We start from the raw sequence: 24,544 nt of genomic DNA, 5'->3' as shown, positions 1-24,544 counted from the left end.
CTTCCCTGATATTCAGTGGGTGCTCGCTGCCCGCGGGGCATCGAACTGGGTTTTGTACAGCTCGTCGCCAAAGCCCTGGGCCAGTTCCTCGAACTTGACCCGGGCGCCGCCGGCGAAGGGCTGGCGGATTTTCATCACCTGCGCCACGTCGATCTTCTCGTAGGCCGCGAGGATCTCTTTGGCCACGCCATACATCTGCTGATTCTTGACCGAACATTGCTGCACTTGTGTGTCACGTTCGCTCAATTGCGCCGCAAGCCTGGCCCGCTCGGCCTCTTTGGCCCGGGCCATGACCAGCAGCTCGTCATAGGCCTTCTTGAACTTGCCGATCTGCTCGCTGCTGGCGGCCATCTGCGCCTGAGCCTGGCTGTGCAGGTTCTGCTGCTGGCCGGCCAGTTGCTCGGCGACGCCGCGGGCCTTGGCCAGGTCGGCGCTCAGTTGCTTGATCTGCGCCTGCGCCTGTTTGGCCTGGTTCTCGGCGGCGACCCGGGCCGCGCTGGCCTGGGCCTGTTCGCTCTGCAGGGCCTGCAACTGCTGGGTGGTGCTGCGCAACTGAGTGCGCAGGCGCTCCTCCATGCCTTCGGCGCTGGCCCCGCTGGCCAGCAGCACGCCCAGGGCCAACAACAGGCAGCGCCCTGCCCTGGCTCGCGTGTTCATCGCCGTGCTGCTCATAGCAAGACTGGTCATGACAATGCCCCTTGCGCCCTAGAAGCGCGTGTTGATTTCAAGCTGCAAGACATCGATGTCGAACGGCGCGCCGTACACCGCCTCGGAGCTCAGCCAGCGGCCGGTGGCGAAGACGTTCTTGGCCAGGCCGTAGTTGCCGCCGAGGAAGTAACCCTTGGCGTTGGTGCCGCCGAGGTGGAACGAGGAATCGTTGAAGCCGTCAGGCAGCGCATCGGGCTGGATGTACTTGTAGCCGGCGAACAGGTTCCAGTCGCCCTGTTTGGCCAGCTCCAGGCTGTTGCCCAGGGTGAACTGCACCATCCAGGCGTTGGCGCCGCTTTCCAGCTCGCCGTTGCTGTCCAGGTTGTTGACGATCTGGCCTTCAGAGCGCTTGCGCATCTCGCCTTCGTCGTAACCCAGGTTGTGGATGTAGTTGGCCTGGCTGCGCAGCTTGAAGTTCTCCGGCAGGTCGGCGTCCCACACCAGGTTCAGGTCCAGCAGGTTGAACTCCGAGGCCAGGCCGACGAACTGCGGCTGCGCGGTGGCGGCCGGGTTGAGCGGGTTGGGCGTGATGTCGCGCAACAGGAACACACTGTTGCCCTTCTGCATGAAGGCCACGCGGCTGCCGTCGCTGTCGCAGCCCGGCGCCCCGGCCCAGGGTTCGCAGGCACCGGAGCGCTGGCCCTCGATGTCGTCGAAGCGGTAGTAGGCCAATGCGCCCTTGAGCCGGTGGTTGCCGTTGATCGCCCAGTTGGCGCCGATCTGCGCGCCGTACAGCCATTTGTTGTCGCTCTCTTCCTTGTCGAAGCCGTTGCTGGTGGAGGTGTCGTTGGTGTACTCCACCGGGAACGCGCCGACCGTACCGAACAGCCCCCAGTCGCGATTGAGCTTGTGGTTGAAGATCGCCGCCACGCCGTCGAAGTTCAGGTCGTTGGAATACAGCAGGTCGGTGGAGAAGAACGGGTTGGCGATCCGCCCGCCGGTCAGGGTCAGCGCGTCGGTGGCCTTCCAGGTCAGGTAGCCCTGGTCGAGCCAGATGTCCTTCTTGCCGAACCCGCCGCCCAGGGTCTGGGTGGTGGACACCGGGTTGTTGTCCGAGCCGGTACCGATGCGGATGCCGGCGGTCCAGTCCTCGGCGACCTGGGCCTTCATGCCCAGCCGGGCGCGCAGGCGGAACAGGTTCTCGCGGTCCTCGCGGGTGTTGAGCAAGGGCGGCAGGTTGGAGCTGCTGTTGGGGTTGACGTCGTACGGGCCCTTGTCGTTGAGCTTGGCGAAGTCGACGATTTCATTGCTGTTGCTGCCCGAGTAGTAGCGCGACTCGTCGCGCAGGCGAATGTCGCCGTCGAAACTGATGCGCGACACCCAGTCCGGGAAGGTGTTGGGCTGGGCCCAGTTTTCCTGCTTGGCGGTGGCCATGACCTCGGCCTTGACCTGGTCGCGGATCTGGTCGCGGACGATGGCCGGCACGTATTGCACCCGCACATCCCCCGGCGTCGCCGCCGGCCCTGCCGCCACCGCGGTGCTGGCCTGGCGCGCCTGCTGCGCTTCGCGCTCGGCCTGGGCGATCAGGCCGTCGGCCTGCTCCTGTTTCAGCACGCCCTGCTGCACCAGCAAACGGATCAGATTGATCGTGGCGTTTTCCGAGGGCGCAGCGGGCGCGGCCGCTACCGGTCCCACCAGGGTCGCGATGACCATGCCGATCGCCAGGGACAATCGATTCACGTTGGAAATCATTTGCACACAGCTCCTTTTGGCAAAACTTGCATCAGTCGTTCGGTTAACCCGGACGCCGCCCCTGCAGGGACAGGCGTACAGGCAGGGTCAGGGAGGCCGGTGGCCGCTCCGTCAAATGCGCCGCGCCGCGCAAGGCGGCCAGCACCTGGGTGTCGATTTGCGGGTTGCCGCTGGACTTGACCAGCTCGACCCGGGTGATCTCGCCGACGGCGCTCAGCCAGACGTCGGTTTGCAGCGAAAAGGCCTGGTTGCGCAGGTCCGGGTTTTCCCGCAGCACGCGCTGGAAGGTGAAGGCCAGGAACTGGCTGTAGGTGCCGTTGCCCAGGCGCCCACCGCCGGAGCCGGCCATGCCGCCGCCCTTGCCGGCGCCGATGTTGAAAGCGTCGCTGCCGGCCTGGGCATCGCCATCCATCTGCATGGGATTGGCCAGGTCGTCCACCGGCGACGGCGGCGCCTCTTCCTCGGGCTTGACCTGCTCCGGCTCCGGGGTCGGTTCCGGTTCGGGCACCTTCTCCTCGACCGGCGGCTCCGGCTCCTTGGGTTTTTCCGGCGGCGGTGGCGGTGGTGGCGGCAGCGGGATGATGGTCGGCACCTTGGGCGCCTCCCGGCGCACCCCGCTCATGTCGTTGGCCCACTGCCAGAGCAGCCAGGCGGCGCCGGCGCCCAGCAGCAGGCCCACGCCCCACTTGAGCAGGCGCGGCGCCGTGCGGTTCTTCACTGGCGGCAGCTGGATAGGTTGTTGTGCGGTCATGGCTCAGCCCTGGCTCGGTTTGCCGGTGACCAGCCCGACCTGGGACAGCTCCAGCCGGCGCAGCAGGTCCAGGACCTCGATGACCTTCTGGTACTGCACCGTGGCGTCGCCGCGCACGATCACCGGGAAGTCCGGGTTCAGGGCCTTTTCCATGCGCAGGCGTTCTTCCAGCTCCGGCAGCGTCACCGGGTAGGCGTCGAGGAACACCTGGCCGCCGTCGTTGACCGAAATCGCCTTGGTCTTGGCCTCGGACAGCGACACCGAAGCGCTGGCCTTGGGCAGGTTGATCTGGATCCCGGAGACCTGGGCGGTGGCGGTGAGGATGAACATCACCAGCACCACCATCAGCACGTCCACCAGGGGCGTGATGTTGATGCTGTCCACTGGCGCGTCGTCATCGTCGTCGTGGGAGGCGTTCACAGAAGCCATGACGTTTCTCCTCAGGCCGGCACGCTGGCGTTATGAGCCCGCGCGGGCGCGGCTTCACTGGACTGGCTGGCGCCATGCAACTCGGCCAGGCGGGTGATGAATTCGTCGACGAACACCCGCATGTCGGCGCTGACTTCCTTGTTGCGGGTGATCAGCCGGTTGTAGCCAAACAGCGCCGGGATCGCGACGAACAGGCCCATGGCGGTGGCCAGCAGGGCCGCGGCCATGCCCGGGGCGATGGCGTTGATGTTCACGTCGCCGGCCATGGCCGTGCCGAGGAACACCACCATGATCCCCAACACCGTGCCCAGCAGCCCGATGTAGGGCCCGCCGGCGATGGCGTTGGACAGGGTCGAGAGCTTGGAGCCGAGCTGCTGGTTCTCGCGGGTGCGCACGCCGTCCATGGAACAGCGGATGGCCTCGATGGTCGCCGCCGAGACCGACGAGGTGTCGGCGCCCTGCTCGCGGCGGGTGCGGATCTCCTGGACCGCCACCTGGTACAGGCGCCACAGCGAGGAATGCTCCAGGCGCTGGGCCAGATCGCGGTCGTCGGCGAACATTTCCAGGCGGGTGCCGACCCGGGCGAACTGCTCGCGGAAGATCTGGTTGGCACTGCTGACACGGCTGACCATGCGGTTCTTGCGGATCATGATGATCCACGACTGGAACATCATCAGCACCAGCACCGCGATGATCACCCAGGCGTCCACCGGCACGGCCTTGAGCAAAAAGCCCAGGCTGCCGAAACCGAAGCCCGACTGTTCTTCATCGACGCCGTACACCACCAGTTTCGACTCGGCGCCCTGGGCCGCGGCATCGGCCAGCAGCAGGCCGGCGGGACGGGCCACCTTGGACAGGCGCAGCTCGTCGATGGCGCCATTGAACGGCAGGAAGGTACTGGCCTCGGCCGTTGCCCCTGGCGTTGATGCCGGCGGCAAATCGGCGCCGATGGCCAGCGGCGAATTGAACGCCGGCAGCGCCACCGCCAGGCGGGCGCTTTCGCGGCCATTGACCAACAATGCCAGCTGGCTGCCCTGGGCGGTCAGGGCCAGGTGCTGCCACTGCCCGGGATTGAGCGGCTGGGTCGACACCGCGCGCTGGCCGTCGACCTCGACAAAAGGCACGCCCTGGTTGACCCCGATCAGCAGGCTGCTGGCTCCCTCACGCCGGGCCAGCAGCAACTGCTCGCCGCTGGCCTGGTCCAGGCGCAGCCAGGCACTGAAGGTAAAGGCGCCGTCGGCGCTGTGTTGCAGCGACGGGCTGGCCGGCAACAGCAGCGGCTGGCCGTTAAACTGCAAGGCCCGGCCGATGACCCCGTCGATGCTCGCGCCGGTGGCGTTCTGCGCATGGTTGCCGTAGGCCGTGGTGTCCTTGGCCGGGGTGCCGTTGGCGCCGTCGAAGTGATAGAGGGCAACGTAGTTCGGGTCGAAGGTCAGCTGGCCGTTGGCGGTCGCCGGGGCCTTCTGGTTGCCGTAGTACATCCAGATGTCCTGGCGCTGGCCGCCCTCCACGTTCGGCACGTCGACCCAGACCAGGGCCATACCCATCAGCGGGTCGAAGCTTTCGATCTGGTGGTTGAACACGGTCTTGTCATCGGCGCTGACGAAGCGCAGGTCGGAGCCGTCTTCCTTGACCCCGTCGAAGCTGAAGTTGCCGGTGTGCAGGCGCACCAGCAACGCGGTGCGGCCCAGGGCCTGGTTGATGGCCGCGCCTTGCGGCGTGGTGTCGATGGAGATCTGCTTGCGGTAGTGCCAGTCGTCCTGCCACCACGCCTGGGCGGTCGCCGGGAGCACGAAGCCCAGGCAGATCAACAGGGAAATCAGTAAGCGCTGCATGAAAGTTACTCCGTGAAAGATCAAAACGTCGCCTGCACACTGAAGTGCACGCGCGAGTCCTGTTTCTGGGTGTTCGGTCCATCAAGCAGCGGGTAACCCCAGTCCAGGCTGCCGGAAAGCCATTTGCTCAAGCTGGCGCGGGTGCCCAGGCCGACGCTGGCCAGGCTGTAGTCGGCCTCCTGGTCGGGAAGCTCGTCGCGCAGGTACATCCGCGCGCCTTCGGCGAAGGCATAGAAACGCCATTCGTTGACATAACCGCCCAGGTACTTGGCCAGGGACGGCGTGCGCAGTTCCTGGGAAAACAGGTAGCCGTCGTCGCTGGTGCGCTCGGCCGCCAGGTAGCCGCGCACCGAGGTGGCGCCGCCGGCGGAGAACTGCTCGTTGGACACCAGCGGCCCCGAGGCCAGCTGGAAGGCCGCCTTGGACCCGGTCTGCCAGTCGTTGGCGAAGGTGTAGGTGTAATTCAGGTCGCCCTTGAGCACGGCGAAACTGGGGTTGGCGCGGTAGCGCTTGTAGTCGAAGTCTTCGTCCGAGCTGCCATAGCCGAACAGGCTGCGGGTGCCGGCCACCAGGCTCAGGCCGAGGCCCAGCTGGGAGGTCTCGGTGTAGCGGAAACCGTTGTAGGCGAAGGTGAACGGCGCGTACTTGAGCGGCACCTTGTCGCTGTCGCCGCCGAGGCTCAGCTCTTCCTCGAAGTCCTTGAAATCCACCCCGACCGAGAACGAATTGGCCCAGCTGCCGCTGGCCGGCAGGCTATAGATCAGCGACAGGCCGTAGGAGTGCCCCTTGCCCAGCACGTTGCTGCCGCCGATGGTGGCGACGTTGCTGTCGGACTGGTAACCGGCGAACTGCAGGCTCCAGCGCTCGTTCAGCGGCGCGGTGTAGGAACCGGACCAGACCTTGGCGTTGTCCTGGTCCTCGGGCGCGGTGAAATAGGTCAGGGAAATGCTGTGGCCCAACTGCCAGAGGTTGTTGTAGCCCAGACTGGTGACCGCCCGCAGGTGCTTGGTGTCGGCGCTGTAGTCGTTGTTCAGGCCGACGCTGGCCTGCCACGGGTTCTGGTCTTCCACCTGCAGGTCGACGTCCATGGTGCCGGGGCGCTGGCCTTCGCGGACCAGCGGCATGACCTGGCGCCCGGGGGTCTTGTTCAGGCTCGCCAGCTGGCCCTGGACCTTGGCGAAGTCCGGCACCTCGCCTTCCTGCAGCGCCGGCACCTCGTCGCGGATTTCCACCGGCGAATAATGCTTGGCCCCCACCACCCGCACCCGCCCGACCTTGGTCTCGCTGACCTGCAGGTAGACGATGCCGTCCTCGACCTTCTGCTCCGGCAGCTCAACGAACACCGACTGGTAGCCGCGGGCCTGGTAGACCTTCTGCAAGGCATCGCGGGCGCCCTCGATATCGCTCAGGGCTTTCTGCGGGCCGAGGAAGGGATACACCGCCTCTTCGATGGCCCGGGCATCGAGCACGGTGTTGCCGCGCACGAAGTACTCATTCACATCCACCAGCCGCGCGGGCGCGGCTTTGCCTGGCGCCGCGCTGCCTTGCACCGGCTCGCCTGCCACCGGGCCGCCCTCCTCGGCCAACAACGGCTGACTCAGCGCGACCAGCGCCAGCCAGCCGCACACCGGCAGCCAGCGCCTGGTCGGCCCCGGCCGCCATCTCTTGAACAGATGCTCCACACCGCCCCCTAGATTTCCAAGAATGTCCAACCGCGTCGAAACCGCCGTCGCCGTCTGTACGGCGTTTGGCCGCCTCAATTGCTCAAGGTCGATGTCGTGGCGTGCTTGGCCAGCCAGCTGTGCAGCAGCGCGAAGTTCAACGAGAACTCGGGCATTTGCAGCAAGGCGCCACAGAACACTTCACCGATGATTTTCTGGATCAGCAGCACCGCCCGCGCATCGTTCAACAGCGTGGCGATGTCACGGCTCAGCACGCCGAGGCTCCAGACCTTCTGGTTCAGGTCCAGGCCGACGAACCAGCGAAACAGCAGGTTGTAATTGAGCTGCTCGTACAGCTGCTGCTCGCCGGGCACCGAATACAGCAGCTGCAACAGCAGGATGTGCATCACCGTGCGCGGGGCGATGAGCATGCCGGGCTCGGCATCCAGGCCCTGGAGAATGTCGCGGTGCTGGTCGAGCAAGGCGTCGATCTGCGGACGCAGCAACACCAGCGAATGGCCCGGCGGGATATAGCTCGACACCTCCTTCAAGGCGCCCTGCCAGTCATCCTGGGAAACGATCCAGACCCACGGCGCCCCGTAGCGATAGACCGACACCGGCTTCTTGCGCGCGGCTTCGACGATCTTCGACAGCCGCTGGTCCAGCTCCTGCATGCCCACTTTCGCGTAGCGTTCCATAGTCCCCATACCTCACTCCCGGCGTCCCGCCTCGGCTCAGAACAGTGGCCAGAAGGCCCCCTCAAGCGCGTCACATATCCATGACGGGACTGGCGAAGTGCTACCGAACTTTTGTCACAAAAGCTTCATTCACCCCAGGAAGGTTCGGCCAGGACAGGCCAGAGGGCGCCAGGGTGCCTGGCCTGGAAATATGGAGTGGAAAGGTGGGGGGCGGTGACGCGGTGAACGCCACACGGCCGGCATGCGAGAATGTCGATCCCTCAACCAGGCTATTGCAGACAAGGACACCCCCATGACAGACCTCAGGCCCTTGGAACCCGGGACTGTCGACGCCATCGCCTACCAGCGGGCCTCCTCGGCCTTGCAGCGAGCATTTGCCTTGCTGCAGCGGCGCGTCTATCCCGAGCCGGACGAGCCTGAAGACGCCGAAGCCGCCCCGCTGCACGCTCCCGTGTTCGACACCTTCTCGTTCTACATCTGCGCACCCGACCGGGTGCTCAGCTACGCCGCTGTCGCCATGAAGACGATCGAGCATGCCGGCCACACATTCGACATCGCCGGGCTCAGCTGCGTCATGACCGATCCCGCTTGCCAGGGACAAGGCCTGGGCCTGAGGACCGTCGCCGCGGCCACGCGCTGCATGGAACACAGCAATCTCGATATCGGCGTCTTCACCTGCGACCCACCGCTGGCGCGTTTCTATGCCCGGGCAGGCGGCTGGCCCATTGCGCCCGACGTAGTGCTGATCGGCAATCAGAACGAAATGGCGTTACGCAGCGATACGCTGGGTAAAGTCGTTCTGTTGCGCCTGTTTTCAGCAAAGGCAATCGCGGCAGCCTCTGTATTGACCAGAGGGACCATCGATCTCGACCTTCCGGATGGGCAGTTTTTATAGGGACCGTGTCGGTGAGAGGGGCATTCCACGGCTGAATAACGACCGGCTATGTCGGAAGGTGGTGAGCTTCAAGGCATTTTCTCGCCAGCTATTGACCGTTGAGCGGCCAAGCCCGAAGGCCCACATGCCCGACAAAAAGACGCCGGACCGATGTAATCCCCGTAGCCGCTGCCGCAGGCTGCGATCGGCCGGAACGGCCGCGACGTCGTCATGCCCCCTTAATAAGGACGAGTTCAAGCAGCTTTGCCTGCTGCATTGATAATCAGAAAGGCCTTACAACCAGCGGTGAACTCCCCTTATTTCCACCCACCGCAGCACGGCTTACAGTCGGCCAGTCGCCCAAATGGCGACCGGGTTTGGCGACCTGACACCAGAGGGATGATGGCTCAGGCAATCAACCAGAGGTGAACGTATGAACCGTTACATGCCGATTACCGGCAACGACTGCAACATTCCTTCCTTGCTTATAGATACCCAAGCTCCCATCGACGTGCTGCACGACGCAGCGGCTTATCGCATACGCGCGGTCACCCGATTGCTGGAAAGCTTTTCGGCAGCGAATGCCCCTCGCCACGAACCTGTTCTCCTGCAGGAACTGACGTTGGTTTGCAGCATCATGCTGCGTGATGGGTGTGATTTGATGGATGTGGCGGGACGGAAGCTGCAAGAAAGACTTTCGATATAAAAAAGTAGCGGGCGGTGTCAGGCCGCCCACTTTTAATCCACTAGGCAAACTCCGATCAAGCCTTGCTCAGCAAAGCCCGTCCATGAGCCAAATCAGAGTGCATCTTTAAAACGCAGAAACCAAGGACTGTCCCAGCCTTCCTTGCCCGCAGCTGTCTGCCTCGAATTCCGAGGAATCTTTTCTTTTCTCATTTGTTATGGGTATAAACATGATCGCGCAAGTTTCAAAGACCAAGCTCTGTTCTCTAGCAACAACGCATCTTAAACACTCATTATTCGTCCCATTGCAAAACTCATATCAACTCGATGACTGAGACTCAAACCATCGGCACATCCCGTTCTGAGAACATCAAGCATTAGCTCCATGCCCTTCCGGCAAAAAAAAGCGTGCCACCAACCAGCAGGTGACGGCCGATGCAAAAAAAGTACTAACAGTTCAAGATAGTTCGAAAGCTGTAGGTTGCTGATACCACTCGCAATAGTTACCAAAAATAGTAACGCCCATAAAGCAGACAAGCCTCCCCCTATCAGAGCAAGAAGCACACAGTTGCGTGACGTCCTACGAACTCTCATTAGAGAAACCACTAGGGAAAATCCCAGAAATGGCAACAGAAACAATAGCTGCGCAATCAAAGGCGCCATTAACGGCATCAATAGCAGTTCGCCCCCTCTGACCTCGCCCAGCAGCCGAGGATTGCTCGCTAGATGAACAATTACTGTCATGAACTTTATCACGCCAGCGATAAACCCTAGTACCAGAGGACATAGGAAGAATGCTATGAATACTTTACGACGCGGATACATGAATCTCTTCATGGAGTCATCTTCACTTCTTGGGCTAGGTCGAGCAGAATGCACCACTCACTAATTTTACAAAGTTTTATACCGCTCACTGAAATCGCTCGATTAAATCTGCCTCGAAGGTGCCCCCCCCGAAATAGCTTCTTACTGGCGCTTACATCACATTCCAGATTGGTTCTGTTCACGCTGACATTGGCAAAATAGAAAACAGCCAACCTCACAAAAAATTAAACCCCATATCTCCCTCCATCGAAAAGCATATAAACCAAGAATAGTCATCCGCTAAAAAATAATGATGTTGAGGAATCGAAACAAAGCAGTCCAAAACTTTCACAAAAACTTCTACATCTCCAACAACAATATCAGTAGCTCCACCCCCTATATAAAAAACCTCACCCTCCAACCCATACCTTAACTTTACCTCTTGAAAAAAAACTGAAAATGCTGAGGCTTTTTTTCTACGATCAAGTTCAAGCCCCGAGGCTAAAAAACTCGTACCCCAATCTAGCTTTCGATTCTTAATAGGTAACCGTGAATTTATCCCATCCACATAGCAACTAACATCATTAACAACCACCATTTCCCCAGACGCAATATACTGCCCCAACTCAGAAATCACCCCCTCATCAAAATATCTCCCCATAAGTTAGCTGCCTTTTTAAACTATTCAGTCTTTTTACTTACCTAAAAGCGCCATCAGGTGCGAAATGTGATGCTTCTAGCTTTCGAAAAATCAATATGCACCTACTCACACTTGACCAGTCGCTCACGAATGGTGTCTCGTGCCGGTAGAGAGGCAATGGAATTTGCGCTCATTTCTTCAATACGATCAGACCATTTGTAGACCCTGAAGCGGTCATAAAAAACTGACACCAGACGCAGCAATAACATGTCGTCCACCGCACTCCCTCCTTCGTCTAGGTCAAAAATCATGAGAGTTTCGCGTGCAACCTCTACAGACAAAGGACAGCCTTCATTCTGCAAATATTCCTCAAGCACTTGCCCTTTAAGTATTTCAATCCTTATCCAGGGCTCGCTATCCTGTTTATTACTCCACCGACTATTGAGCTCCCATTTATTGATTTTCAAGTCGAGAAATCTGCACTCATTGAAAATTTCATGATCCTGAACATAAGAGACAGGTACATCACCCCAAGCCTGACTGATCAAGAACCCTCTGTCAGGTAAGATAGATCCTGGTCCCAAAACAACAGCGTATCTACTACTCATTACATATTTCCTGTTTCTTGTAACCGTTTTAGACCTTTCTCAGCATTTCTGATCAACTGGTCTCTTGCTGACTGAGGTAGTCGCTTGAATGCTGTATTAATCTGTGGAGCCAATGGTTTGGATAGATCCGGCCTGAAGTCTACGATCGACTCTTTCCCACCCCCCGACTGTATTTGAAGCTTACCATTAGGTTCGATATCAACCCGCAACAGGCGCTTACGCCCCCCTATCACGGCCTCTACTGGCTGACCAATGGTTTCACTCGCTTTAATTATGCCTTTTGCACCACCAGGCCCTGGATTGCTTCCTCCCAATATGGCTCCAAGCGCCACCCCACCCAGCGCATTCTTGAAGCGCGCACTCTCTCCCTCATCAAGAGTCGCCAACTCTGTAGCAATAATGCTCCCAGCAGCAAGGTTACTGTTGGTAATAGTCAACGCGATGACTGTCGCCTGATCATATTTTCCACTAGCTGACAATGTCTTTGCCAACGCCAATAGCTTCGGATCATCTTGAAACAGCTTCTGTGACAGGCGGTCACAAAACCCAGGAGAGTTCCGACAAAGCTCTGGAAGCTCTTTGTTTCTTGTCTCATCTAGCTCCGCATAGCGCTCTCGAACCCTGTTTTTGTCCTCTTCGGTCTTTTGCTCATCAATTTCACGCAGCATCTCCTCTGCTTCATGATGCAGAAGCCAGTTGTACTGCGTTGCATTCTTTGCAACCCAACTGCCCTTCTCCATCTTGGCCGCATCAGCATCTGTCTGCCCGGCTGCCGCCAGCACTCCGACGATCTGCGAACTCATGGTCAGCAGGTTTTCATTTCCGCCCACCAATTTGTCCAAATGGGTAACCAGCGCCTCATTCGCCCCCGCCGCCAAAGCACCGGTCTTGAAATCACCTCCGGTAGCCTTAGCCAGTAATCCACCCACCATTGCGTGAACCGCGATCTTAGGTAACGAGCCGTCCGCCAGGACATTTTTGGTGTAGTCACCCACCGCGTTGAAGCTCGCAGCCGCCAAGGTGTTGAACAGGGCACTCTTCAAGGCATCACTGGCGCTACCACCCTGTCCAAGTGCCTTGCTCAGCAACATGGAGGTACCACTCTGCAGCGTCTGATTGGCTGCGAACTGCCCAACGCCACTCCAGGTACCCAGAGAGGGCGGAACGGTGACCTTTCCTATCGCCGTGTTGGTTTCGGTGCCAGTCCATTTATCAAAATAGCCGGCCGTGAGACCCGCGGTAATACCAGAGATTGCATACCCCTTCATCGCATCGGAAGAGGTCACGTCCTTGAATACCGCACCGAGATTGCCGCGATTATTGATAACGCTAACGGTGGCATTGGTCGCTGCACCTGCCGCGACAGCCCCTGCTGCAGCTGACAGACCACCCGCAGTAGTCGACGAAATGGTCCCAGCAGCGACCGCCCCGCCAGTAGCCCCCCCCATTGCTCCCGCCGCCAATGGCCCAACCACCGCCGCCATCACGATCGCAATAATGATCTGCGAAGCCGGCCCGAGCCCGGAGTTGCTGTATTTGAACGACTCATGAATCTCCTTCACTTGCCGCCAATCCACATCGCCCCGAGCTTCGGCCTGCTTCAGCCAAGCCAGTTGCGGATCGGCCTTCACCATCGCATCGATGCTCTGGCTGACAGTTTGTTGGTCCACCTGTTTGACGTCGATCTTCAAGCCGTCAACGGCTTTGATCACGATGTCGCCGGCAGCCAGCATCTGCGTCTGGCGCAGGGTTTCGTCGGTATTGCCCTTGCCTTTGGAAGAAACCCAGGCGGCGTTGTTGTTGGTCTTCTCATGACTCTCCTGATGCAGATCCTTCACCCCTTCGAAGGTGATCTCCCCACCGCTGGCCAGCGTCAGGTCGCTGCCACTCTCCAACTTCGCCGCTTGGTACTTCTGGTCTCCACCGCTGACCAGCGTCAGGTCGCCACCGGTGGTGATTTCGCTGCCGACATGGGTGATCTTGGTCACTTCGTCGCGTTGGGTCTGCTTGCTGCCAAAACTGCCCTTTTTCTTTTTGTCGTACAGCGAGTAATCGCTGTCTTGCGCCGCCAGCAGTTCAAGCTTGTCACCGGCCACCAGGTAGGCTTCGTCGCCAGCGGTGATGCGGCTGGAGATCAGCGCCATGTCCTTGCCGGCACTGAGCGAGACATCGCCGCCGGCGTTGAGGGTGGTGGCGACCTGGCTGACGTGGTCTTCCTGGCGGGTGACTTTCTTGGTTTTTTCGTAGGAGTGCTGCTCGTCGGCCGCCGAGGACAGGGTCAGGTTCTCGGTGGCGGCCATGGCGATGTTGCGCTTGGCCTCGATTTCGCTGGCGATGACGTTGATGTCGCGACCGGCCTTGACCGTCAGGTCGCGGCCGGCGCTGACCTCGGCGCCGATCTGGGTGATATCGCTGCTGTAGTGTTTTTTACCCAGCACCAGGCTGTTGCTGAGCTCAGTGGACACCAGATTGGCGTCGCGCCCCGCGCTCAGGTTCATGTCCCGGCCGCTTTGCAGCACGCCGCCAGGGGTGCTGAGGTCACGACCGGCGGAAATGCTCATGTCGTTGGCGGCTTCGACACGCGCGGCGCTGTTGGCGTAATCCTTGTGCGAATAGCCCCGTGCCACGCTGTCCGCCGAGGTGACGCTGCGCTCGTTGAGCACATCGCCGCTAATCGTGGTCATCGTCACATCTCGCCCGGCGATGATGCCGCCCGCCTTGTTGACGATGTCGTTGCCCGCCAGCAGGTCCAGGCGTTTGCCGGCCTCGATCAGGCCGCTGTTGACCAGGTTCTTGCCCGCCGTGGCCGACAGGTTGTTGGTGGCGCGCAGGGTGCCGACGTTGTCGAGGTTCTGCCCGGCGATCAGGCTGACGTCGTTACCGGCGATCAAGGCGCCAGTCGGGCCGAGGCGGCCTTCGGCCTGGGCCAGGTACAGCACCGGCACCAGGACTTTTTCCCCATTCACTTCGTGCTCTTCGAGCCACACGATGTCGTGGGTCAGCGCCGCGACCTGCTGTGAGGTCAGCGTCACGCCCACCGACAAGCCGAGCTGCTGCTTGCTGGTGATGGCGTTGTCCATCAGGTACTTGAAGAGTTTTTCGTCCGAGGTCTGGCCGTCGATAAAACGCTGGCCAGTGCGGGCGACGACCGCCTGCTGGATCAGCTTCTGCTCATAGAAACCATCGCCCAGGCGCTTCTGGCTCTCGTCGGGGTTATAGCCCAGGTTGGCGAGCAGATAGTCCGAGCTCATGAACTGTTTCAGGTCAGTGAGCACCGGATTGGTTTCAATCAGGTACTTCTGCGGATTGGGCTTGAAACTGCTATCCGGCAGGCCCTGCACCCGGGCCAGGGTCTGGCTGGCCACAGGTGTCGCGACCATTGCACCGGGGGTTTGGCTGTTCCCAGGCGTGGTCACGCCGGTCGAGGGGGCCAGCGGCAGCGTTGGCACGCTCAGGTCCGGCCCCGTGGCAACTGCGCTATGGCTGGCGCCTTCGACCTGCACGGCTCCCACCTGAGTGATCGCGCCAGCATGGCCTTCATAGCCTGGCAACAGCAGGTTGCCGCCATTGTCGGCCGGGGCACTGACATTGAGCGCACTGGCACCCACGTTGCTGTCGGTGACCTGGCGAGTAACCCGGGTCAGTTGTCGATCGCTGGAGGCCACTGGGGCAACATCGGCAATCTGGAAGCTACGCGCCTGAATATCCGGCAGGTTCTGTTGACGCTGGGCGGTGCTGACCGAGGCGCTGCCCATGCTCCAGTCCTGCGGCCCGCTATTGGCCTGGGTCGCCTGCTGCACCGCTGCGCCCTGCCCACTCAAGCGGAACAGGCCGTTTTGCCCTGTTGGTAATGTGAAGCCGGGCAGGCTCAGCGGGTTGACCTGTTGCTGGGCCAGATCGGGAGGCAGTTGGCTATTGATCCGCACAACGGTGGTGCCGCTGGCATTCACCTTGGTGTCGGCGACTTTATTCGTACCACCGCCGACGCTGTAGTCCTGATGGATGACGCTGTTCTGCAGGTCCTTGGCGGCGGTGATCGAAACATTGCCGCCCGCCTGGATAACCGCATTACGGCTGCCAGCCGTACTGGCGGCACCGCTACTGTCCTTGGCGATTTCCACGTCGCTGAGCAGTGTGTATTGGGACAGCTGGCTCGGCAGTTCAAGCAGGTTGTTCGGGTCGTACTGGGATAGCGTCGTGTTTTCGAAGCCGTACTTTAGTCCGCTGAATACTTTGTTATAAACACTGCTTGTATCGACGGTTCTCCCCGTATCGGCGTCTTTGAGGGACACCACCTGGTACGTTTGACCGTCTCGCCCCGGCTCTCTGTAATAAGCCGATTTGGGTATGGCCTTGTGGATGTTGTCTGCCAGATCAAGGTAATACACATAAGGGAAATCAGGGTTGTTGCGCTGGTTATAGGGCGTCAGGACATCGGAGAAAAGCCGCCCGGTAGCACCTGCGCCCATGTCGTAGACCTTGTACAGGCGCGTGCGCTCGATGGTCCCGTTCTGCGCGCCGATGTTCTGCAGGCTGTCGGCAGTGATATTGATATTGCCGCCCGCGCTCACCGTGCTTTTGCTATTGAGAAAGCTGCCGCCCTGGAACACCAGATCCCTGCCGGCGGTCAGCACCGCCGAGGCACTGGTGTCGTTGTCGATGCTCTCGTAGACCTCGCGGGCCGCCAGGGTGAAGGTGTAAACCTTCCCTTTGCAGTCATTACACATATTGGCGATAAACCCCGACAGCAGCTTACGGCTGCCCGACGCCACCGCACCATCGGTCCGGTTCTGGAACACATCGGCGTTCAGCGCGAAGGTCCCGCCGCTCTCCATCGAACCGGAGACGTTGTAGACCCCCGCGGCCCGGGCAGCGCCGCCATAGCCGCCGATCGCCACATTACCGAGCCCGTACAGGTCGCCGTTCTGGTTGGTCAGGTTGGCGACGCTCAAGGTCATGTCGCCGCCACTGAAGATCAAGCCCTTCTGGTTCAGCAGGCTGGACGTCCCCAACTGCAGGTTGGCGCTGCTGCCCAGGGTCCCGAAGTTGTTGATCGACCCGGCATTGACGTTCATCCCGGAAGCAGAAGTCATGCGCCCATAGTTGTTGAGCTGCCCGCCGATATTGATCGTGGCATTGCCGCCGCTGGCGACGCTGCCGGCACTGCCCAGGCTCACGGCAGCGGCCGTCAGCCCCAGGTCGCCCAGGCTGGTATAACGCCCGTTGCCGCCATAACTGCCGCCCAGGTTCAGGCTGGCCGTACCGTCGCTGGCAATCAGGCCATCGTTGGCCCAGTTACCGCCGTTGCCCACCAGGCTGGTGGAGGCCAGCAATTGCCCGCTGCCGGTCTGGGTCAGGTTGTTGACGTTGATGGTCAGGCGCCCGGCCTGGATCACGCTGCTGTTGGTCCAGCTGTCGGCAGCGAGCGTCAGCCCGCCTCGGGTGACGAGACTGCCGCCGGCATTGGTGACGTTGGCCGTGGCGATATCGAAAGTGCCGTTGCCCACATGCAACAAGCTGCCGCCCTGGTTCTGGAAGCTTGCGGCATTCAGGGTCAGGTCACTGTTGGCGCTTTCCAGTTTGCCGTTGCGGTTGTCGAACAGGCCGCCGATCTGGAAGTCGGTCTTGCCGCCGGTGCCCAGGGCCCGAAGCTGGCCGGTCTGGTTATCGAGGCTGGCGGCACGCACGCTGAGGGTGCTGTCGCTCTCGATGATGCCCATGCGGTTGTTCAAGTGACCGTTGAGGCTGAGGTCGATCCGATTACCGGCGATCTGGCCGTCGTTGTCACCGCTGTTGTCGAAATTATTGCCGCTGACGTAGACCAGGCCTTTGGCATACAGGCCGCCGTTACGGTTGTCGAAGTTGGCGGTGGTGATCAGTGCATCGCCGCCCTGGGCCGAAATGCGCCCGCCGTAGTTATCGATGCCGCCCAATACACTGAGGTTCAGACGCTGAGCCTGAGTGATGCCGCCCTGGCGGTTGTTGGTCAGGTCGTAGCCATTTTTCAACACGCCGACGACACGCGCTTCCAGCGCGCCCTTGAGGCTGGCGAGGGTACCGCCGCGGTTATCGAGATTGGTGGCGCTGACCTTGAGATCGCCGTTCTGAGCCAGGAGCCGACCGCTCTGGTTGTCGATATCGCCGGTCACGGCCAGGTTCAACGCGCCCTGGCTTTGCACGGTGCCCTTGGCGTTGCCCAGGCTGGCGGCAGTGAGTTGCAGGTTGCCGTTCTGGCTGTAGATCAGGCCGTCGCCGCTGTTCTGGACAGCACCGGAGGTATTGATGACCAGGCTGTCATTGCTCGCGACAGTGCCGCGATTGCGGTTATCCAGGCCACCGCTGAGCACGCTCAGCAACCCCTGGCTGACCAATTGGCCGCCCTGGTTGTTGATCTGGCTGCTACGGCTGATCACCAGCGGACCGCCACTGGCTAGTTTGCCATTGGTGTTCGTCAGGTTGCCCAGCAGGTCGAGGTTCACCGCGCCATTGCTGGCCAGGCTGCCGCCGGAGTTATCCAGGGTGGTGCCGGTAAAGCCCAGCGACTGCTGGGCATTGATGTTGCCGCCGTTGTTCAAGGCCATGGCTTGCAACGTCAGGGCCGCGCCGCTGTCGATCGAACCACCCAGCGTATTGTTCAACAGCCCGCCAACGGTCAGTAACTGGGCCCCGCCGCTGGACAGAATGCCTGCGCTGTTATCCAGGCTGGCCGCCTTGACGGTCAGGGTCTTCTGGCTCACCAACGCGCCGGCGTTGCTGTTGAGCAAGGCACCGCTGACATTCACATCCAGGTCGCCACTGCGGCTGGACAGCGTACCGTTGTTGCGGTTGTCGAGGCTGCCGCCATTGACTGCCAGCCCCTGCCAGCCAGAGATCAGGCCGCCCTGATTGAGCAAGGTGTCGCCTGTCAGCCCCAGTTGGTTCTGGCTGATCAACTTGCCACCGCTGCTGTTCAGCGTACGACCGATAAGGTTGAAACTCTGGCTGCTGGAAATCTCCCCATTCTGGTTATTCAGGTCGCGCAAGCGGTTGATGCTCAGCGGGCCTTTGGCGATCAGCAAGCCATTGCGGTTGTCGAGGTCACTGCCCGACAACTCGAGACGCACACCGCTGTCGCCCAGCAGGCGACCGCCATTCTGGGTCAGTGCCCCCAGGGTCAAGGCCATGTCGCCTTTGGCCGACACTTCCCCGCCGTCATTGGAGTTCAGGCTGTGGGCGGTCAGGCTCAAACCGCCCTGGCTGTTAATCAAGCCGTTGGCGCTGTTGTTCAGTGCCATTGCATTGAGGGTCACGGCGCTGCCACCGAGCAGGGTTCCCCCCTGGTTATTCAGATCAGCGCTGCCGAGTATCAGGTTCTGCTTCGCGTTGATCAGGCCTTTGTCTCGGTTGCTCAGCAGGCCGGCAATATTCAGGTTCAAATCGCTACGGCTGTTAACGGTTCCCTCGGCGTTGTCCAGGCTGGCGGCGCGTACATCGAGGGCCGCCGCGGCAATCTGGCCTTTGAGGTTGCTCAAGGCCTGATTGACGCGCAGGGTCACGGCCTGGTTGCCGAGGAGCTTGCCGTTGCTGTTGTCGAGGCTGTCGGCGACAAGCGCGAAGGCCTGGGCACTGGAGATTTCACCGCCCTGGTTGTCAACGTCCTTGAGGTTGTCGAGCACCAGCGACGGCGCATTGATCAGGCCGTTGCGGTTATTCAGTTGCCCCTGGTGCAGGTCGAGGGTGAGGCTCGTTTCGCTGAAGAGCTTGCCGCCCATCTGGTCGAGGCCGGTAACGCTGGCCGTGAGGGCCTTGACGCTGCCGATGCTGCCGCCGTCCCGATTGGTGACCTGGCCCGCACTGAGGGTCAGGCTGTCGCCACTGTTCAGGCTACCCTTCTGGCTGTTGTCGAAGGCGCCAGTGGTCACGCCGACCACTCCCTTGCCGCTGATCACGCCTTGCTGGCGGTTGTCGAGGCTGGCGCTGTGCAGGTCGACGCTGCCGTCGCTGACCAATTTCCCGCCCTGGTTGCCGAGCGTAGCGCTGACCTTGACCTTCAAGGCGCCTGCGCTCGACAGGCTGCCGCCGGCGTTGCTCAGGTTGGCGCCGGTGACATCGAGTGTGCCTTCGCTGCTGATCTGGCCCTGATCGTTCGTCAGGTCGCTGCCCAGGCCCAGCCGCAGGTCCTGCCCGCTGAGCAAGTGACCTGCGGTGTTGTCCAGGGTCTGGCCATCCAGGGTCAAACCCGCCTTGCCGTCGATCAAGCCCTGATTGCGGTTGAACACCTGGCCGAGGGTCATGGTCAAGCCCATGGCCGCGATGATTTGACCACTGTCGCTGTTGTCCAGGCGGTTGCCGGTCAGGCTGATGCCGGCGCTGCCGGAGAGTTCGCCGCCCCGGTTGTCGATCTCGCCGACCTCGAGTTTCAGCGCTTTTGTAGCCGCCACCAGGCCATCCTGGCGGTTGTCGAGCGCGCTGGCGGTCAGATTCAGCGCACCGCTGGCGATCAATTGACCGTTCTGGTTGTCGAGGGTACCGAGGCTGGCCGACACATCGGCCTTGCCGGCCACCGAACCATCGCGGTTGTCGAGACGGTTGGCCGCCAACAGCACTGCCCCGTCGCCGATCAGCGTGCCATTGCGGTTGTTGAAGGTCTGGGCCACGCCCAGATCGACAGCGCCACGGCTGCTGATCATGCCGTGGCTGTTGTCCAGGGAGGCGCTGCAGCTATCGAGGGACGCAGCGGAAACCAGCCCGTCGAGGTTGTTCAGGAGCTGGGCGATGCGTAGGGTCAGGCCCTGGTCGCTCAGCAGCTTGCCACCGCTGTTGTCGACGTTTTGCGCGGTGACGGTGAAGGCCTGGGCACTGGAAATTTCGCCTTTCTGGTTGGCGACGTCCTTGAGGTTCTTGAGTACCAGCACGGGCCCGTTGATCAGGCCGTTGCGGTTGTCGAGCTGGCCGTTGTTCAGGTCCAGCTCCAGACGGGTCTTGCTGAAGAACTCGCCGCCTTGCTGATCCAGGCCCGTGACGCTGGCGGTCAGATCCTTTTCACTGGCAATGCGGCCGGTGGCGCCGTTGCTGACCTGGGTGGCAGTCAGCTCCAGCGTACCGTCACTGGTGAGGTGGCCGCCCTGGCTGTTGTCCAAGACACCGGTGGTGACACCGGTCGCGCCCTTGCCGTTGATCACGCCGTTGTGGCTGTTATCGAGGCTGGCGCTGGACAGGATCAACCCTTGATCGGTGATGATCGAGCCTCCCTGGTTGAGCACTGCCCCCAGGCTGGCAAGCGACAGGGCGCGGGCGCCGCTGAGCTTGCCCGCGGTGTTGTCCAGCGTGGCGACATTGAGGGTCAGGGCCTCTTCGCTGCTGAGCAATCCGGTGTTGTTGAGCAGGGCCCCGTCCAGGCGGATATCCAGGCCCTTGAGACCAGAGAAACTACCGCCGGCGTTATCGAGTGTGGTGCCGGTCAGGTGAGCCGCGCCCTGGGCAAACAGCTTGCCCTTGGTCTGGTTGATCAGTTGCGCCACGGTCAGCTGCAGGTCGCTAGCGGACAGCAGCTTGCCACCGTCGCTGTTGTCCAGACGCTGGCCCGTGTGGCTCAGGCTGCTTTCGGTACTGGAGATCTCCCCCGCCCGGTTGTCCGCCTGGTCGACATTGAGGGTCAATGCGTGGGTGCTGCCCACCAGGCCGCCGCGATTGTCGAGGGTCTTGCCAGTCAGCAGCAAACTGCCTTTGGCGACCAACTCACCCCCCTGCTGGTTCAGGGTGTCGAGGGTTGCGTCCAGATCGCCCTGGCTGGCGATCCGGCCTTTGCTGTTGGTGACTTCCAGGGCCTTGAGCGTCAACGGACCGACCGCACTGAGCAGGCCGCCGCTGTTGTCCAGTCGCGAGCCTTCATAGCCCATCGCCGCCTTGCCGGTCACCACGCCCTTATCGCGGTTATCCAACTGTCCGACCAGTAACTTCAGGTCCTTATCGGCCTGGATCAGCCCTCCCCGGTTATCCGCCAGGTCGCTGCGCAAGGTCAGCCGATCCTTGCCGGACAGGCTACCGCCACGGTTATCCAGACGGCCGGTGGTCAGCTCGATGCCGCCGCCGGCCCTGAGTTTCCCCAACTCCCGATTATCGAAGGCTCCAGCAACTGTTGCCGTCAGGCTGCCATCGACGGCCAGCAGCGTTCCCGCCGCGCGGTTGTCGAGGCTGCCGGCGGCCAGGTTCAACGCCTTGCCGGAGCCGACCTTGCCGCCTTGGTTGTTCAATGCCCCGCTCAACTCGACGCCAAGACCAAGGTCGGCCGTCAGCTGGCCTTGGGTATTGTCCAGACTCATCGCCTTGAAGGTCGATAACCCGGCACTGGAAACGGAGCCATTAACGTTGATCACCGCACCTTCGACGTGCAAGGCCAGGCCCGAGTCGCTGCCCATCTTGCCGGCCGTGTTGTCGAGGCTAGCGGCCCGGACATCCAGGCCATCGGCCGACACCAGTCCTCTGACGTTGTTCAAGGCTTGGTCGATGCGCAGGACCAATGCGTTCTGACTGATCACCTTGCCGTCGGTGTTGTCCAGCGTTTGCGCGGCCAGGGTGAAGCCCTGATCACTGGAAATCTCGCCCTTCTGGTTCGCGACACCCTTGAGGTTCTTCAGCAATAACTGGCCTGGGGCGTTGATCAAGCCGCCCTGGTTATTCAGTTGGCCGTTGTTCAGGTCGAGGCTCAGCCCCGTGCTGCTGAACAGTTTGCCGCCTTGTTGATCGAGGCCGCTGACGCTGGCCGTCAGGGCCTTGGTGCTGGAGATGCTGCCTTGGGCGCCGTTGTTGAGCTGGCCGCCGCTGAGGTCGAGCGTATCGCCGCTGACCAGAGTGCCGCCCAGGTTGCTGACGGTGCCCGGGCTGGTGAGCTTCAAATCCTTGACGCTGGAGAGGTTGCCGCCGTCGTTGTTCAGGCTGCCGACCTTGAGCAGAACGGCGCCATCACCCTTGAGCGTGCCTCGGGCGTTGAGCAACTGCTCGCTCGCCGTAAGGTCCAGATTGCCTTTGGCGTAGAGATTGCCACCCTGGCCGTTGTTCAACCGCGCAGCCTTGACCTGCACAGCCGCCTGCCCGGACAACTGGCCATCGAGTTGGTTGTCGAGTTGTTCGAGGTTCAGGTTGATGTCGCCATTGGCGAGCAGTTTGCCGCCATTGCTGTTATTCAGCGTGGTCCCCGTCAGTTTCAGATAGCCCTGGCTGGAGACGCTGCCACCCTGATTGTCGAGACTGCCGCCCCCCAGGTTCATTCCCTGGACGGCGCCCAGCGAACCGCCCTGACGGTTATCCACTCGGTTGGCATTGAGCGTCAGGACGCCACCGGCGCTGACACTGCCGCTGCGGTTATCCAGCACGCCCGCCGTGTTCAGGTCGAGGCCGCCCTTGCTGACGATTCGTCCCTTGAGCTGGTTGTCGAGACTGGCACTGTCGAGGGCCAGCCAATCGTTCGCTGACAACAGGCCGGCCTGGTTCAGCAAGTGCCCGGCAATCTTTGCTGTCAGGCTCGCACTGCTCTGCAACGTGCCTTGGCTGTTGTCGAGGCTGGCGCTGTTGACCAGCGCAGCGCCGGTGCTCTGGACCCGGCCGCCCTGGTTATTGAAGACACCGCTGGAGTTGATATTCAGAGCGCTACCGGCCGCTATCAGACCGGCGACGTTATCCAGGGAGGCAACATTCAAGGTCACCCCGGCCAGGCTGGAAATCTCAGCGCCAGCGTTACCCAGCGCCGCCACATTGGCGACCAGTTCACCATTGCTGCTCACCAGCCCACCCTGGCTATTGAGCAACTGGTTGGCATTCAGATTCAGGCTACCGCTGCTCAGCACCCGGCCCTTGTTCTGGTTATCCAGGGTCGCGGCGCTGACGTTGGCGCTCTGCCCCGCGCTCAAGGTGCCGCCTTGGTTGTTCAGACTCTGCACCGCATTGACCGTCAAATTACGGCTGGCGACCACGCTCTTGCCATTGTTATTGAGGGTCTGCGCATTGACGGTGAGATCACCGCCAGCATTGCGGCTGTTGTCGGCATTGACCCCGGCTTCGATGATGCCGTTGTTGGTCAGGCGGCCGCCGGCGCTGAGGCTGATGCTGTCGCGCGCGGTCAGGTTTTGTCGGTTGTTCAAGTCGCCCTGGGTTTGCACAGTGAGTGCGCTGCCGGCATGGACCGATCCTTGGGCATCCAGACTCGCCGCCGTGACCTTGACCGCGCCATTGGCAGCCGCAGTGTCGACCATGCTCAGATGGCCATTGGCATCGAGCTGGATATCGCCGCCACTGGCGATCAGTTTGCCGTCGAGTTTTACCCCGACCCCGGCCTCGGTGCCCACCAGCCTGATCGCCCCGGCATACATCCCGCCCAGGGCCGAAGAGTCGATCGCCAGTTCCGGCTTGGCGCTGCCGTCGTCGGCGCGCGCCGTGGCGTTCAGGGTGCGGGCGTCGACGTCGTTGCGGCCGGTGACGATGGTCAGGTTTTTCGCCTGGATCTCGGCGTTGATCTTGGCGCTGCGGGTGATGATCTCGAAGCTGTCGACGTTGCTGGCGTTGAGCGTCGCCCCGTCGATGGTCACCTGCCCCTGATCGACCTGGTAACGGCTGAGCTGGCCGTTTTCGATCACCGGCTTGCCGGTGGTCAGGGTGGCTTTCGGGGTGTTGATGAAGCCGCAGCCGTTGCAGCTGATGCCATAGGGGTTGGCGACAATCACATGGGCCGACTGCCCTGCCACTTCGGTGTAGCCGCGCAGCTGGCTCGGGCTGCCGCCGTTGACTTCGTTGAGGATGGTTTGCGCCGCGACGCCCTTGAGGTTCGGGTTGCCGACGATGATCCCGCCCAGTTGGGTGTTCTGCGTGCGGTCGGTGGCGTTGTTGAGGATCAGCCCCTGCTGGCCGACGTTGTAGTCGTGGAACTGGTTATGCGACAGGCCGCTGCCATTGGGCGTGGCGATGTTGACGATCGGCACGCCGTTGCCCGCCTGGCCCAGGCTGGTGCCCGGCGCGCTGACCACGATGCCCTCCGCCTGGGCCCACAACGGTTGCCAGAACATGGCGTTGGCCAGCAGGAACGCCAGGCCGCGCTTGGGCATGCCCCAGAAGTGCTCGTGGGTTTTCAGAGCGGCAGAAGGCTGGCGGGCCAGGAAAGCGAATTGGCGAACATCCATGTCGAAGGTCTC

Annotated in this window: 12 protein-coding genes; 2 read left to right on the top strand and 10 right to left on the bottom strand. The window is 61.6% G+C overall.

The window, feature by feature from the left end; genetic code table 11:
- Window positions 1-12: 12 nt before the first annotated feature.
- From BM019_RS14400 to BM019_RS14370, 7 genes are all read right to left on the bottom strand, one after another.
- Entirely contained in the window at window positions 13-657 is a 645-nt protein-coding gene (locus tag BM019_RS14400; RefSeq protein WP_092418873.1) for a DNA repair protein, read from the bottom strand.
- Window positions 658-705: 48 nt separating this feature from the next.
- A complete protein-coding gene (locus BM019_RS14395; RefSeq protein WP_009043668.1) occupies window positions 706-2,400 on the bottom strand; it encodes a putative porin in 1,695 nt (564 codons plus the stop codon).
- Window positions 2,401-2,443: 43 nt separating this feature from the next.
- Window positions 2,444-3,151 (bottom strand): energy transducer TonB family protein, encoded by a 708-nt coding sequence (locus BM019_RS14390; protein WP_053260994.1) that lies wholly within the window; start codon window positions 3,149-3,151, stop codon window positions 2,444-2,446.
- A gap of 3 nt (window positions 3,152-3,154) precedes the next feature.
- Window positions 3,155-3,580 (bottom strand): ExbD/TolR family protein, encoded by a 426-nt coding sequence (locus tag BM019_RS14385; RefSeq protein ID WP_007928991.1) that lies wholly within the window; start codon window positions 3,578-3,580, stop codon window positions 3,155-3,157.
- A gap of 11 nt (window positions 3,581-3,591) precedes the next feature.
- Window positions 3,592-5,415, bottom strand: a complete 1,824-nt coding sequence (locus BM019_RS14380; RefSeq protein ID WP_092418666.1) for a DUF2341 domain-containing protein — start codon at window positions 5,413-5,415, stop codon at window positions 3,592-3,594.
- A 20-nt stretch (window positions 5,416-5,435) separates the two neighbouring features.
- Window positions 5,436-7,097, bottom strand: coding sequence for a ShlB/FhaC/HecB family hemolysin secretion/activation protein (locus BM019_RS14375; RefSeq protein ID WP_239691076.1), 1,662 nt, complete (start codon window positions 7,095-7,097; stop codon window positions 5,436-5,438).
- A gap of 74 nt (window positions 7,098-7,171) precedes the next feature.
- Complete coding sequence (locus tag BM019_RS14370; RefSeq protein ID WP_169897782.1) at window positions 7,172-7,783, bottom strand: transposase; 612 nt, start codon at window positions 7,781-7,783, stop codon at window positions 7,172-7,174.
- A 283-nt stretch (window positions 7,784-8,066) separates the two neighbouring features.
- On the opposite strand from BM019_RS14370, the gene BM019_RS14365 reads away from it, so the two are divergent.
- Window positions 8,067-8,669, top strand: a complete 603-nt coding sequence (locus tag BM019_RS14365) for a GNAT family N-acetyltransferase (RefSeq protein WP_092418664.1) — start codon at window positions 8,067-8,069, stop codon at window positions 8,667-8,669.
- 412 nt (window positions 8,670-9,081) lie between these two features.
- Window positions 9,082-9,354: a hypothetical protein gene (locus tag BM019_RS14360; RefSeq protein WP_092418663.1), complete on the top strand. Its 273-nt coding sequence runs from the start codon at window positions 9,082-9,084 to the stop codon at window positions 9,352-9,354.
- Between the two features lie 1,017 nt (window positions 9,355-10,371).
- On the opposite strand, the gene BM019_RS30520 is transcribed toward BM019_RS14360, so the two are convergent.
- The 3 genes from BM019_RS30520 to BM019_RS14345 form a co-directional block, all read right to left on the bottom strand.
- Window positions 10,372-10,797, bottom strand: coding sequence for a hypothetical protein (locus BM019_RS30520; protein ID WP_139217376.1), 426 nt, complete (start codon window positions 10,795-10,797; stop codon window positions 10,372-10,374).
- A gap of 101 nt (window positions 10,798-10,898) precedes the next feature.
- Window positions 10,899-11,384, bottom strand: a complete 486-nt coding sequence (locus BM019_RS14350) for a hypothetical protein (protein WP_092418662.1) — start codon at window positions 11,382-11,384, stop codon at window positions 10,899-10,901.
- Window positions 11,384-24,532, bottom strand: a complete 13,149-nt coding sequence (locus BM019_RS14345; protein WP_239691075.1) for a two-partner secretion domain-containing protein — start codon at window positions 24,530-24,532, stop codon at window positions 11,384-11,386. Before BM019_RS14345 ends, BM019_RS14350 begins: the two co-directional genes overlap by 1 nt.
- Window positions 24,533-24,544 lie beyond the last annotated feature (12 nt).

The sequence above is a fragment of the Pseudomonas sp. NFPP07 genome, from assembly GCF_900115645.1.
Taxonomy (GTDB): domain Bacteria; phylum Pseudomonadota; class Gammaproteobacteria; order Pseudomonadales; family Pseudomonadaceae; genus Aquipseudomonas; species Aquipseudomonas chlororaphis.
This window is presented reverse-complemented; position numbering and strand designations above follow the sequence as displayed.

Excerpts from the sequence above, each read along its gene's own strand:
- BM019_RS14400 (WP_092418873.1), bottom strand. The coding sequence starts at position 657 with ATGAACACGCGAGCCAGGGCAGGGCGCTGCCTGTTGTTGGCCCTGGGC.
- BM019_RS14395 (WP_009043668.1), bottom strand. The coding sequence starts at position 2,400 with ATGATTTCCAACGTGAATCGATTGTCCCTGGCGATCGGCATGGTCATC.
- BM019_RS14390 (WP_053260994.1), bottom strand. The coding sequence starts at position 3,151 with ATGACCGCACAACAACCTATCCAGCTGCCGCCAGTGAAGAACCGCACG.
- BM019_RS14385 (WP_007928991.1), bottom strand. The coding sequence starts at position 3,580 with ATGGCTTCTGTGAACGCCTCCCACGACGACGATGACGACGCGCCAGTG.
- BM019_RS14380 (WP_092418666.1), bottom strand. The coding sequence starts at position 5,415 with ATGCAGCGCTTACTGATTTCCCTGTTGATCTGCCTGGGCTTCGTGCTC.
- BM019_RS14370 (WP_169897782.1), bottom strand. The coding sequence starts at position 7,783 with ATGGGGACTATGGAACGCTACGCGAAAGTGGGCATGCAGGAGCTGGAC.
- BM019_RS14365 (WP_092418664.1), top strand. The coding sequence starts at position 8,067 with ATGACAGACCTCAGGCCCTTGGAACCCGGGACTGTCGACGCCATCGCC.
- BM019_RS14360 (WP_092418663.1), top strand. The coding sequence starts at position 9,082 with ATGAACCGTTACATGCCGATTACCGGCAACGACTGCAACATTCCTTCC.
- BM019_RS30520 (WP_139217376.1), bottom strand. The coding sequence starts at position 10,797 with ATGGGGAGATATTTTGATGAGGGGGTGATTTCTGAGTTGGGGCAGTAT.
- BM019_RS14350 (WP_092418662.1), bottom strand. The coding sequence starts at position 11,384 with ATGAGTAGTAGATACGCTGTTGTTTTGGGACCAGGATCTATCTTACCT.
- BM019_RS14345 (WP_239691075.1), bottom strand. The coding sequence starts at position 24,532 with ATGGATGTTCGCCAATTCGCTTTCCTGGCCCGCCAGCCTTCTGCCGCT.